Consider the following 13,130-nt stretch of genomic DNA (forward strand, 5'->3'; position numbering starts at 1 on the left):
CAGCCGCCATCAGTAGTTGATGCTGACGTAGGGCACTTCCGGCACCTGCCAGCGCTGCTTGAGGTAGACGGTGAGCACGAAGAAGAAGTTGGCCAGCAGGTTGGCGAAGCGATAGAGAATGGGATCGAAGGCCACCTCGCTCTCTTCCAGCCTGACCAGCAGCCGCACCACCTTCTTGCTGCCACAGCGGCACAGATGGAGGGTGGGGATGGGCTGTGGCCCCTGTGGCAGCACAAAACCGGTGACGCTGCCGCGACTCGCCTCGTTGTAGTGGTCGTAACGGGCCTTGAGCCACTCAAGATCTGCATCGAAGATCCCCAGCTTGCCGCGTACCGAGCCGTTGAGGTTGTAGATAAGCCGCTGCAACGCAACGAGATCCGCCAACATGGGCTCGGTATCGGCATCCGGCGCAAGGTGTGACAGCACGGCCCCGACCTGACAGCAGAGCTCGTCGGTGGCGATTTCAAAATCACATTTGAGCGAGGTTTCGAAGATAAAGGGGTAGCAGAGCTCGCGCTTGTCTCTTGGCTTCTTGGGGTTCATGGGGCAACCGGATTGGAGAAAAGGCCAGTTTGCCAGCCCCGGGAGGGGCTGGCAAACGGCAGGTTATGGCTTGGGTTGCGTGCTGGCGGCTCAGACGCTCTTGCCAGCGGGCTCGGTAGACGGCTGGAACTGGTTGATCATCCGCAGCGCCTCCAGCATCCGCTGGTTGAAGCTGGTGAAGCGATCGACCTGCAGCGGGTCCTCTTCCCCTCTCGCGGCCAGAACGGCCGGAGTCAGTGCCTGTTGCTGGGATGGTGGCAGCAGGGTATCCGCCTGTTTCTGCACCTGATCCAGCTTGGGCAGGTAGTCTGCAAACGGCTTGATCAGATCCTGCAGGGAGTGCGCCCCCTGATAGGTCTGGCTCAGCTTGACGCTCTGCTTGAGCTTGAGGGAGTAGGAAGCCAGCTGGCTGTCATCCAGTTTCAGCTCGCCCGCCTTGTCCAGCAGATCCTCGAAGTTGCCGGAGAAGAAGCTCCCCGCCAACTCGTCGATCCCCTTGACCAGCTTGCCGATGGACTCCATCTCCTCACTGCTGAGATCCCCCTCCAGCGAGAAACTGAAGCTCTGGCTCGATTTGAGGCTGAACTGACTACCGCTCTCATCCTTCTGGGACTTGGTCTGCCAGCTGTCGTTGAAACGCAGCACCACCTTGTCGCCATCCTTGGTCTGGATCTCCAGATAGCCCTGCTGGCGGCTGGCCATCTCGGCCGCCCCCATGTCGGTCGGGGAGACCTTGCCGAAGAACTCCTTCTCGAACTCCTCGAGCCCCTTCTGGATCAGCTTGTAGCTCTGATCGATACCGGTTTTGATATCCTCGTTGTCAGTCGCCCACTTACCGAGCTGCTTCTTCGCCTCGTCAAAACCCTTGTCGACCCCCTTGCGGGCCTGCTCCATCATCCCGGTCAGATCGTCATCGGATTTGCCATCGGCCCGCGCGGCACCAAGCCGCCCGGTCACAAACTGCAGCACGTTGTCCGCCACCGACTGGAAGTCGAACAGGGTCTCCGGCGTGATCTCCTCGGGCTCTTTCACCTTTGGCGCCTGATAGCCCTGGCCGTTGATCTCCAGCGAGAACTGCAGCGCCTGCTGGATCAGCACCTGCGCCCACTTGGGCGGCTTGTGCAAGGAGACCTCTTCCTCGCTCTTGACCTGTTTCGGCTCCGCCTGTTGGGGCGATTTGGGAGAAACACCCACTCCCTTGGGTTGGGCTGCGCCCACGCCTTCGATCTGCATAATGTGTCCTCCCACCATGCCTGTAGATCAGCTATCGGCCTGACTGAACACTTCTTGACCACAAAATACTGGACAATCTGCCGCTGGCTTTTAAAATCGGGCCCCTTTGGGTGGCCTGTTGCCTTCCCCCGATTTCGACCCGGCCCGGCCGGTGTGCATGTGAGGTATTTATGACCCAGTCCCAACAGCCTTCCGCGAACGCTCCGGCGCCTAGAACCGCGGCCGACTATCAGGCCCAACTCGACGAAAAGCGGGCTCGCCTCACCGAGCTGTTTGCCGGCTTCACCCTCCCGGCGCTGGAAGTGCACAGCTCGCCGGCGGAGTACTACCGGATGCGCGCCGAATTTCGCATCTGGCACGAAGGGGATGACCTCTTCCACTGCATGTATGCCCCGGCGACCAAAGAGATCATCAAGATAGACCACTTCCCTACCGCCAGCCGCCTCATCAACCAGTTGATGCCGTTGCTGCTGGAGGGGCTGCGCCCACACCCGGTGCTGCGCCGCAAGCTGTTCCAGATTGACTACCTCTCCACCCAGTCCGGCCAGATCATTGTCAGCCTGCTCTATCACCGCAAGCTGGAGGCCGAATGGCTGCAGGCCGCCGAAGCGCTGCAGGCCGATCTGCGCGCCAAGGGGTTCGAGCTGCAGCTGATTGGCCGCGCCCACAAGCAGAAGATCTGTCTGGGGGATGACTTCGTCATCGAACAGCTCAACGTGGCGGGTCGCCAGCTCACCTACAAACAGGTGGAGAACAGCTTCACCCAGCCCAATGCCGCCATCAACGAGCAGATGCTGGCCTGGGCGCTGGATGTGACCAAGGGGAGCGAAGGGGACCTGCTGGAGCTCTATTGCGGCAACGGCAACTTCTCCATCGCGCTGGCGCAGAACTTCCGCAAGGTGCTGGCCACCGAGATCGCCAAGCCGAGCGTCGACTCCGCCCAGTTCAACATCGCCGCCAACGGCGTCGACAACCTGATCATCCTGCGCATGTCAGCCGAGGAGTTCACCATGGCGATGCGTGGCGAGCGGGAGTTCAACCGCCTCAAGGGGGTCGACCTCAAGAGCTACCAGTGCAACACCATCTTCGTCGACCCGCCCCGCGCCGGTCTCGACGATGCCACCGTCAAGCTGGTGCAGGAGTACGACAACATCCTCTACATCTCCTGCAACCCAGAGACACTGCAGGCCAACATGGCCGTGCTGGGCGAAACCCACGAAATCGCCCGTTTCGCCCTGTTCGACCAGTTCCCCTGGACCCATCACATGGAAGCCGGGGTCTATCTGCGCCGCAAGGCCGGTTGATTCAGGCAGACGGGAAAACAAAAACAGGGCCGGATGGCCCTGTTTTGTTATTGACTGAACACCGGCCTCACTCCAGCCGGAAGTGGCCCACGATCTCCCGCAGCCGGTCGTAGGTCTGCTGCATCGCCGCGGAGCTGGCGACCGTCGCTTCGCCATTGTGGGTCAGCTGGCGGATCACTTCGGCGATGGCGCTCATGTTGCGGTTGATCTCTTCGGCCACCGCGCTCTGCTGCTCCGCCGCCGTGGCGATATGGCTGATGAGATCGTTGATCTCCACTACTTCTCCGGCCATCAGATCCAGCGACTCGTTGACCCTGGTGGTGTTCTCGGCCGCCCCCTGACAGCTCTGCTTGGTATTGCCCATGGCATCCACCACAGTTCGGGTGCCCCGCTGCAGACTGGCCAGCATGGTCTGGATCTCGGCTGTGCTCTGCTGGGTGCGGGCCGCGAGGGAACGCACTTCGTCTGCCACCACCGCAAAGCCACGACCCTGTTCACCGGCGCGGGCCGCCTCGATGGCGGCATTGAGGGCCAGCAGGTTGGTCTGTTCGGCAATGCTGCCGATCACCCCGAGCACTGAGCCAATCTGCTGCACATCCTGCTGCATCGCTTCGATGGAGCGGGCAGTGGCTTCCACTTCGTCCACCAGCGCCATCACGCTGGCCATCGCCTGATCCACCACCTGACGGGACTGGCTCGCCAGCTGCTGGCTCTGGCCGGTGAGCTGGGCGGTGCTGGCCGCACTCTCGGAGACGGAGACCGCGGTGCGGCTCATCTCGTTGATGGCGGTCACCACCTGCTCGGTCTCGCGCACGTGGTCCGCCAGCAGGGACTGGGCGGCGCCGGTCTGGTTGGCCAACCCCTCGATGCCGCTGTTGAGCTGGCCGCTCGCCTGCCGCACCTCCCTCATCATCTCCTGCAACCGCTCGATAAAGCGGTTGATACCGGCCGAGATCTGGCCAAGGTCATCCTTGCTGGTCACCGCCAGTCGGCGGGTGAGATCGCCGCTGCCGCGAGAGAGCTCCAGCACCAGATCCCGCAACGAGAGAATGGGGCGATAGGCCACGTTGAGCGCCAGCATCGCCAGCACCATCACCACGATCGCCACGCCGCACAGCGCCATGATGATCTGGCCGTTGAGGGCCCGGGTCATGGCCCGGATGTAATCGAGGTCGATGTAGCTGGTCAGGGTCCAGCTGCTGCCACGAATATCCAGCTGGTTGGGGCGCGCTTCACTCTCCCCTTGCGGCTTGCTGTCATAGAGGCTGCTGCCCTGACTGTCGGCCAACGAGAAGTAGCGGCCATCGCCACTCATCTTCTCCAGCAGGCTTTTGAACTCGCTCATGTCGAGGTAGTAGAGATAGGCGGAATCGGCACCGCGCGGCACCAGAATGGTGATGACCGGCTTGCCATCCACCTGTTGCAGCGGGCTGACAGTGATCTGGTTATTGGCGGCGGGGATCAGCTTGCGCAGGGCATCGACCTTGGCGTTGTCGTTGATGACCCCGCTCACGTCGAAGGCCATGTCGCCGATCACCTTGACGATGTTGTGAAAGCCGGTCTCTTGCAGGGTCTTCTTGACGTTGGTCACCCCGAAGTTGAGGTTGGCGGCCAACAGGATTTTCTGATTGATGTCGCTGGCCAGCTTCTCTTTGACCAGGGTGATCTGTTCGTTGATGTTGTGGGTGGCCTGAGTGCGAATGTAGCCACTGATGAAGTGGTTGACGCTGAGCCCGGCAGTGCCGATGGTGACCAGAATGGCCAGTAGCAGCAAGAGGTAAATCTTGACCTTGAATGGCATGGGTTCCCTCCAGAAGAGAGGGCTGACAACGCCAACCCTCTCTGCCAATCGTTATTTCTTCTTGGCGTACTTCATGGAATCCAATGCCACCGCCAGAATGATGATGCCGCCCTTGATGATGAACTGCCAGTAAGGGCTGACGCCGATATAGGTCAAGCCATAGTTGATCAGGGTGAAGATAAGTACACCGGTAATCACACCCGCGACCGTTCCCACCCCGCCGGCAAACGACACCCCGCCCACCACGCAGGCGGCGATGGCATCCAGCTCGTACATGAAGCCGAGGTTGTTGGTGGCGCTACCGATACGGCCCGCTTCCAGCATGCCGCCGAAGGCGTAGAAGACCCCTGCCAACGCGTAGATCATCACCAGATTGACCGCCACGTTGACGCCGGAGACCTTGGCCGCCTCGGGGTTGCCACCGATGGCGAAGATGTTTTTGCCAAAGCGGGTCTTGTTCCACAGCACCCAGACAAAGACGCTGGCGATGGCCGCGTAGAAGGTAAGATAGGAGAGCTTGAATCCTCCTATCCGGATAAAGCCCTGCGCGAAGCTGGAGAAGCGAGGGTCAAACCCGGCCACCGGCGAGGCCCCTACCGAGTCAAAGTAGAGGGAGTTGATACCGTAGACGATGATCATGGTGCCCAGGGTGGTAATGAACGGGGTAACGTTCAGGTAGGCCACAATGAGACCGTTGACCAGACCAATCAGCGCCCCCACCACACACACCAGCAGGATCACCGCCGGAATGGGCACCTCGCCCAGCGTCGGGAACACCTTGTTGACGTTGGTCAGCGCCTGCAACATGGTTGCTGCTATGAGTGCCGCCAGACCGACCTGACGACCGGCCGAGAGATCCGTCCCCTGGGTGATGATGATGCCCGCCACCCCCAGCGCGATGATGACCCGCACCGAGGACTGGGTCAGGATGTTGCTGAAGTTGGTGAGGCTCAGGAAGGAGGGCTCCTGGATCACGATGACCATGAGCAGCACCAGCAGCACCAGATAGATGGCGTTTTCCTTGAGCGCCTGCATCAGATTGAAATTTTTAGCCGACTCCATAAATGTCTTCCTGTCTCTAGAGGTACAGAGATGCCAGGCGCAGTATCTCGCTCTGGTCAGTTTCTTTGGTATTGACGATCCCGGCGACCCGGCCATTGCTCATCACCATGATGCGGTCGGTGATCCCCAGCAATTCCGGCATCTCTGACGAGATGATGATGATCCCCTTGTCCTTCTTCGCCAGCTCCAGGATGAGCTGGTAGATCTCGAACTTGGCCCCGACGTCGATGCCGCGGGTGGGCTCGTCGAGCATCAGGATCTCCGGCTGGGTCAGCAGCCAGCGACCGATGATCACCTTCTGCTGGTTGCCCCCGGAGAGGGAACCGATCTGGGTCTGCTGGGTCGGCGTCTTGACCCGCATGGAGTCAATCACCCACTGGGTATCGCTCTTCATCTTGTTGTCGCTAAGCAGCCCCATGGAGCCCTTGTAGCTGTCCATGTTGGCGATCAGGGAGTTGAAGGCGATATCGAGCCGGGAGTAGATACCGGTGGAGCGGCGCTCTTCCGTCACCAGCGCAAAGCCGTTGCGGATCGCTTCGTGGGCGTTGTGGTTGGCCACCTCTTTGCCGTGCAGCTTGATGCTGCCCTGGCTGCGATCGCGAATACCGAACAGGGTCTCGACGATATCGGTGCGCTTGGCCCCCACCAGTCCGGCGATGCCGAGGATCTCCCCCTTGTGCAGGTTGAAGGTCACATCCTGAATGGAGGGCTGGTTCTTCGCCGTCAGGTGTTCGATCTCGAGGATCACCTCTTTCGGCTGGTTGGTTTTTTCCGGGAAACGCTGGGTCAGTTCACGGCCGACCATCATGCCGATGATCTGATCCATGGTCATGCCCTTGAGCGGCTGGGTTGCCACCCACTGGCCATCCCGCAATATGGTGATCTCGTCACAGAGCTGGAAGATCTCCTCCATCTTGTGAGAGATGTAGACGATGCCGCACCCCTTCTCCTTCAACTTGTTGATGATCTTGAAGAGGTGGTTCACCTCTTTCTCGGTCAGGGAGGAGGTGGGTTCGTCCATGATGACGATCTTGGCGTCGTAGGAGAACGCCTTGGCGATCTCGATCATCTGCATCTGGGAGACCGACAGGGTCGCGACCTTCACCTTGGGGTCGATGTCGATATCCAGCTCATCGAAGATGCGCTTGGTGTCGTCATACATCTTGCCGTGGTCGATAAACCACCCCTTGGTGGGGTAGCGGCCGAGCCACATGTTGTCCATCACGGTACGCTGCAGCACCAGGTTGAGCTCCTGATGCACCATGGAGACGCCATTTTCCAGCGCCTCTTTGGAGGAGGTGAAGTTGATCTCCTGCCCCTTGAAGAAGATCTTGCCCTGATCCTTCTCGTAAATGCCGAACAGGCACTTGAGCAGCGTGGATTTTCCCGCTCCGTTCTCGCCCATCAACGCATGCACAGAATGAGGACGGACCCGTAAATTGACATTATCGAGTGCCTTGACGCCGGGAAAGCTCTTACTGACGTCAATCATCTCCAACAGCCATTCTGATTGTTGCTGTGTTGTCATATCAGCCATCACATCTGGTTGAAAAAAGGGCAAGGGGATCTCCCTTGCCCTGGAGGAGGGAATTACTCGAATTGGGACAGGTTGTCTTTATCCACACCGACGTAGGCAACACGTACTACCTTGTCGACGATATTCCACTTGGTGCCTTCACCGGCCGGTTTGCCTTCAGCCAGGTTCTTGGTCAGCTCGAAGGTGGCTTTGGCCTGGTTGGCCGCATCGTTCAGCACGGTACCTGCCATGGCACCGCTCTTGACCATGGCCAGCGCTTCCGGCAGCGCATCGACGCCGAATACCGGAATGGCAGTCTTGCCCTGGGCTTTCAGTGACTCGACTGCACCCATTGCCATGCCGTCGTTGTTGGCGATGACCACTTCGATCTTGTTGGCGTTGGGGCCGGAGATCCAGGCATCCATCTTGTCTTTCGCCATGGCGGTATCCCACATACCGGTATCCATGTGCAGTTGTTCAGTCTTGACGCCGCCATCGTTCAGGGTCTTGACCACGTAGGAGGTGCGCGCTTCAGCATCCGGGTGGCCCGGCTCCCCTTTCAGCAGCACGAACTGGATCACGCCATCCTTGTTCAGATCCCACTCCGGATGGGCTTTCCAGTGTTTGGCAATCAGCTGACCCTGGATGATCCCTGACTCCTTGGAGTCGGTGCCCACGTAGTAGGCCTTGTCGTAGCTGGCCAGATCGGTAGCGCTCGGCTCCTTGTTGTAGAAGACCACCGGGATATCTTCGCCACGGGCTTTCTCAATCACCACCGGGGCCGCAGCGGGGTCAACCAGGTTGATGGCCAGCGCCTTCACCCCTTTGGCCAGCAGCACGTCGATCTGGTCGTTCTGCTTGGACTGGTCGTTCTGGGAGTCGTTCATCAGCAGCTCCACCCCCGGAGTGGCTGCCGCCTCCTTCTCGATGGCCTTGCGCACGACCGCCATGAAGTTGTCGTCGTACTTGTAGACGGTTACCCCGATACGGGTGTCAGCCTGGGCATTGGCTCCAGCCATCATGCCCATCAGCAGGGCGGCAACTGTGGTCAGTTTTTTCATTATGTGTGCTCCGATGTGTCTATCTGTGTTGTAGGGTGGCGAGCAATTGAGCAAGCGCCAATCAATGTAATCAGTTTGTTGTCATTTCTTCTGTGATCATGACGACAAAATGAAAACGATTACACTCTGTTACATTGAAACTTTGTTTTTATTTTTCAAATACATATAAATTAAAATCAGACTTGAGACTCAATCTTTCCCACAGCATTGAGGCTAGTCGTTACTGGTCTGTTGTCAAAATGGCGCACTGGCTCGACAGTCGCCTCCATAGCTGGCTTAACGGAGAGTGCAGCCCCAACGGTAACGACGCTCGAGCAGTTGATACTCGGGACGCACGCTCTGGCTCCAGGAGTCATCCCCGCCCACCCCCATATGGGCGCCATCGAGGCAAACCCACAGCCCCTCTTCGGCCACCAGATCGCTCTGGTGACGAGCAGCGGCGAGCTGTTGCTGACTGAAGCGGCTGGCACTGAAATGGAAGCAGCCGTTTACTGTCGTGCTACCCAGCTGCAACTGGCGGGTATCACAGCGCAAGCCGTTGTCACTCGGGAAAATGTAAGGGGTGTGCATGGCCTCCAGCGGCAAACTCCAGCGCCCCAGATCGGCGCCCAGCAGGCGATCCGGATAGTTCTCGTGCGGGCCACGACCCAGCCATTCGGCTCGCGCCGGTACCTCGGCCAGATGGAGCAGCAGACCGATCCGTGGCAGCGAAGGCAACGCCTGCGCCAGCTCGGTCTCAATCTCCAGATTCATGGCGCCGTCGTCGGTAAAATAGTGATGCCAGTGACTCACCAGCAGCAGCTCATCGTGGTGGAAGTAACCGTGGCTGACCCGGATATCCGCTCCGGCGACAGTGATCCCCAAACAGCGGTGTTGCCACTGACCGAGACCACAGCCCTGCCAGCGGGCAATCCAGGAGCCAGGGTCGGAGTGATCCGCTTCGCTGGTGCCGATGTCGTTGTCCAGCGGCGCGCGGTAGAAGTGATCCATGATCGGTGCCAGCAGCTGCTCCTGCCCCGATTTTTGCCAACTGGTGATGCGACCGCTCTGCTTGTCGAGCCACCACTGGCTGTTGGCGGCAGTGATCCGCCAGCCATCCGGCTGCTCCCTCAGGGTGGCGGCAGCGGCAGGAGCAGGCAGGTCAAGGGGGGTCGGCAGGGTGAACTGCTGACGGGCGACCTTGTGATCCGCCTGCGACCAGGTGGTGGCCTGCGGCTGCACTATGGCCAGATCGAGCCAGGCCAGTGAGCCTGCCGCAAAGGCGGGCAGCGTCTCGCTCAGGGTCAACTCGACCACCCCTTGCGGCGCCAGCTCAAGGAAGATCTCCCCCTGCTGCTGCACATGGCCGTTCTCGCACAGCTGCCAGCACAGCCGCTCGTTATCGGTTTCCCGGAACAGGTATTCGCTCTCGATCCGCACCCGCAGCGGGATGTGCTCAAGCAGGGTGAAGCGGAACGGCTGCTGGGCACGCTTCGCCTCGCACAGGGCTGGATGGGGCGTGCGATCCGGGAACAGCAGACCGTTGCAGCAGAACTGGCGGTCATTTTGCAGATCGCCAAAATCGCCGCCATAGCCCCAGTAGTGGCGGCCATCGGCGGTGTATTTGTCGAGCCCCTGATCGACCCAATCCCAGACAAAGCCGCCTTGCAGACGTGGATGATCGCGAAACGCCTGCCAGTAGTGGGCATAGCCCCCCAGACTGTTGCCCATGGCATGGGCATATTCGCAGAGGATCAGCGGCCGGTGCTCGCCGGGCAGGCCGATCCACTTGGCCAGCGCCCACTTGGGCACCGCCGGGAAGGGTTGATCCTGATGGGTTCTGGCATACATGGGGCAGATGATGTCGGTCGCCGGGGTATCGGCCCCGCCCCCCTCGTACTGCACCGGACGGCTCGGGTCGCTGCGCTTGATCCAGCCATACATGGCATCGTGGGCCGGGCCGTAACCCGACTCGTTGCCCAGCGACCAGATGATGATGGAGGGGTGGTTGAAATCCCGCGCCACCATGCGGGTCGCCCGCTCCAGAAAGGCGTTGCTCCAGGCGGGATCCCGCGCCAGCCGCCCCATGGGGGTCATGCCGTGGGTCTCCAGATTCGCCTCGTCCACCACATAGAGGCCGAACCGATCGCACAGACGATAAAAATCGGGGTGGTTGGGATAGTGGGAGCAACGCACCGCATTGAAATTGTGCCGCTTCATCAGCAGCAGATCCCGCTCCATGGTGGCGCGATCGATGGCATAACCCTTGGCGGGATGGTGTTCATGACGGTTGGCACCGCGAATAAGCAGCGGCTGACCGTTGACCCGCAGCAGGCCGCCACGGATCTCCACCACCCGAAAGCCCACATCGCATGCTTCGCTCTCGATGGCCTGGCCCTGCTCGTCCAGCAAGGTCAGGGTCAGACGATAGAGATGGGGCGTCTCGGCACTCCACTTGCGCGGCGCAGCCACATCGAGCCACAGCTCGGCGCGATCGTCGTAAGCCCCTTTTTCGTCAATAGGTTGGGTGCCGATCGGCTGACGCAGGGTCGCAACCCGCTCAACGCCGTCATAGAGATTGGCCTCTACCGACAGACCTGCCCCATTGGCCACCTGCAGTGCAATCTTGAGACGGCCATCCCGATAGCAGGCGTCCAGCTCGGGGGTGACCCGGATATCCATCAGATGGCGGGACGGTTTGTGCAGCAGGTTGACGGAGCGGAAGATCCCCGACAGCCACCACATATCCTGATCTTCCAGATAGGAGCCGTCGGACCAGCGCAGCACCAGCACCGCCAGCCGGTTGCGACCGCTCTGCAGATATGGGGTCAGATCGAATTCGGCGGGCAGGCGGCTGTCCTGGGAGTAACCGACCCAGCGGCCGTTGCAGAACAGGTGGAAGGCACTGCTCACCCCGTCGAAGATTATCCGGCTCTGTCCGCTGGCCAGCCAGTCGGCGGGCAGCTCGAACTCGCGGGAGTAGCAGCCAGTAGGATTGTCTGCCGGCACTCGCGGTGGATCGCAAGGAAAGGGGTACTTGATATTGGTATAGATGGGGCCATCGCTGGGCGGCCGCGCGGCCGGATAGGCGGCATCCAGCTGCCAGTTGCCCGGCACTGTAATGGGGCAAGCATCCACCAGATCCTGCGCCAGCCAGCTCTCGGGCACCAATTCGGGAGCGGTAAAGAAGGAGAAGCGCCACTCGCCATCGAGCAAGAGACGGGAGGAAGAGGCCAGATCACCCCTGGCATCCGCTTCGCTGCGCCAGCTGAACATGGGGGTATGGGCTGCCAGCCGGTTTACCGACGTAATAGCCTGAGTCTGCCAATCCTGACGCGCCACTATCTCCCTGAGCATTCACTCTCTCCCTGCTGATTGGAAAACGTATTCAGTCTAGAGAAGTATGACGCAGGGAACGGCGATCTCGCTCACACAGATGTAAACGATTACACTAATTTTGTTAAGTAAAGCGAAGTAAAAATGATTAAAAATAGGTAAAACAATAACTGTGCAAGAAATGGCCCCGAACAGGGCCGAAAAAGGGGGCTATCCGGCCCGAACCGGTGCCACCGAGTGGCGATTGATCAGGGTGGGGGTATAGATCCTGCTCTGGGTCGCGTCACTCTCCCCCGCCGCCAGCTGAATGGCCAGCTTGGCCGCCTGGGCCGCCATCAACTCGATGGGATAGCGCATGGTGGAGAGCTTGGGGCGCAAATATCTGGCATAGATGATGTCATCGAAGCCCACCACCGAAACCTCCTCCGGCACTCGCAGGCCGTTGTCCGCCAGCACTGAGATGGCGCCCGCCGCCATGGCATCGTTATAGGCCACCACGGCGGTCACCTTGAGCCCCTTGGCCAGCAGGTTGAGCATGGCACGCTCCCCCCCCTCCTCGTTCGGCGTGCCGCTCTCGATAAGCTCGGGATCGGCTGCCAGACCGGCTTCCATCAGTCCATCCTGATACCCCTGCAGACGCAAGGTGGCATCCTCGATGGCGTGATCCGAGCTGATAAAGGCGATGTGGCGGTGACCCAGCTCGATCAGATGACGGGTTGCCGTGGCGGCCCCCAGCCGGTTGTTGAGGGCGATGCAGCGCCCCTTGATGGCAGGAATATCGCGATTGATAAGCACCATGCCGGGCACCCGCATGGCGTAGTCGCAGAGCTCCTCGTCGCTGAGCGCCTTGCTGTGCACCACCAGCGCCTCGCAGCGCTTGCCGATCAGCAGCTCGATCGCCTCGCGCTCCTGGCGCGCCTTGTGAAAACCGTTACCCATCAACAGGTGGAGATTCTGCTCGACGGCCACGCCGGAGACCCCCTTCACCAGAGCCCCGAAGAAGGGATCTGCCACGTCACCCACCACGACGCCCATGGTATCGCAGGTCTGGCTGACCAGCGCCCGCGCGTTGGCGTTAGGGGTATAGCCCAGCTCCGCCATCGCCTTCTGGACGGCAGCGCGGGAGGCGGCACTGGCCTTGGGCGAGTTGTTCATCACTCGTGAAACCGTTGCCACCGATACATTGGCCAAACGGGCGACATCCTTGATGGTACTCATGCTGTTTTCACTTATTTCACTCTGCGACAGATGGACCATTATACCGACCAACCCCATTGAAAACAGGGGATAACGCA

The 13,130-nt window shown here is 60.3% G+C and carries 9 protein-coding genes; 1 reads left to right on the forward strand and 8 read right to left on the reverse strand.

Annotated features, from left to right (window positions below; all coding sequences use genetic code 11):
• Window positions 1-9: 9 nt before the first annotated feature.
• Both A9G06_RS13135 and A9G06_RS13140 read right to left on the reverse strand, forming a co-directional pair.
• Window positions 10-543 (reverse strand): ATP--cob(I)alamin adenosyltransferase, encoded by a 534-nt coding sequence (locus tag A9G06_RS13135; RefSeq protein ID WP_069555518.1) that lies wholly within the window; start codon window positions 541-543, stop codon window positions 10-12.
• Between the two features lie 90 nt (window positions 544-633).
• Window positions 634-1,776, reverse strand: coding sequence for a DUF5610 domain-containing protein (locus A9G06_RS13140; protein ID WP_069555519.1), 1,143 nt, complete (start codon window positions 1,774-1,776; stop codon window positions 634-636).
• Window positions 1,777-1,946: 170 nt separating this feature from the next.
• Here A9G06_RS13140 and trmA point away from each other — a divergent pair, with 170 nt between their 5' ends.
• Complete coding sequence (trmA, locus tag A9G06_RS13145) at window positions 1,947-3,080, forward strand: tRNA (uridine(54)-C5)-methyltransferase TrmA (protein ID WP_069555520.1); 1,134 nt, start codon at window positions 1,947-1,949, stop codon at window positions 3,078-3,080.
• A gap of 67 nt (window positions 3,081-3,147) precedes the next feature.
• Here trmA and A9G06_RS13150 read toward each other — a convergent pair whose 3' ends face one another.
• From A9G06_RS13150 to A9G06_RS13175, 6 genes are all read right to left on the reverse strand, one after another.
• On the reverse strand, window positions 3,148-4,881 hold the full coding sequence (locus A9G06_RS13150; protein WP_069555521.1) for a methyl-accepting chemotaxis protein: 1,734 nt from the start codon (window positions 4,879-4,881) through the stop codon (window positions 3,148-3,150).
• 51 nt (window positions 4,882-4,932) lie between these two features.
• The gene (mglC, locus tag A9G06_RS13155) at window positions 4,933-5,943 is read right to left on the reverse strand and encodes a galactose/methyl galactoside ABC transporter permease MglC (protein ID WP_005342585.1); all 1,011 of its coding nucleotides are present in this window, start codon (window positions 5,941-5,943) and stop codon (window positions 4,933-4,935) included.
• 16 nt (window positions 5,944-5,959) lie between these two features.
• A complete protein-coding gene (mglA, locus tag A9G06_RS13160) occupies window positions 5,960-7,480 on the reverse strand; it encodes a galactose/methyl galactoside ABC transporter ATP-binding protein MglA (protein ID WP_041234376.1) in 1,521 nt (506 codons plus the stop codon).
• Window positions 7,481-7,533: 53 nt separating this feature from the next.
• Window positions 7,534-8,520, reverse strand: coding sequence for a galactose/glucose ABC transporter substrate-binding protein MglB (mglB, locus tag A9G06_RS13165; protein WP_005340747.1), 987 nt, complete (start codon window positions 8,518-8,520; stop codon window positions 7,534-7,536).
• Window positions 8,521-8,796: 276 nt separating this feature from the next.
• Window positions 8,797-11,856: a beta-galactosidase gene (locus A9G06_RS13170; protein ID WP_069555522.1), complete on the reverse strand. Its 3,060-nt coding sequence runs from the start codon at window positions 11,854-11,856 to the stop codon at window positions 8,797-8,799.
• Between the two features lie 189 nt (window positions 11,857-12,045).
• Window positions 12,046-13,053 carry a substrate-binding domain-containing protein gene (locus tag A9G06_RS13175; RefSeq protein ID WP_069555523.1) on the reverse strand — a complete coding sequence of 336 codons (1,008 nt, stop codon included), beginning with the start codon at window positions 13,051-13,053 and terminating at the stop codon, window positions 12,046-12,048.
• Window positions 13,054-13,130 lie beyond the last annotated feature (77 nt).

This window comes from Aeromonas sp. DNP9, assembly GCF_001728955.1.
In the GTDB taxonomy this organism is placed as follows: domain Bacteria; phylum Pseudomonadota; class Gammaproteobacteria; order Enterobacterales; family Aeromonadaceae; genus Aeromonas; species Aeromonas veronii.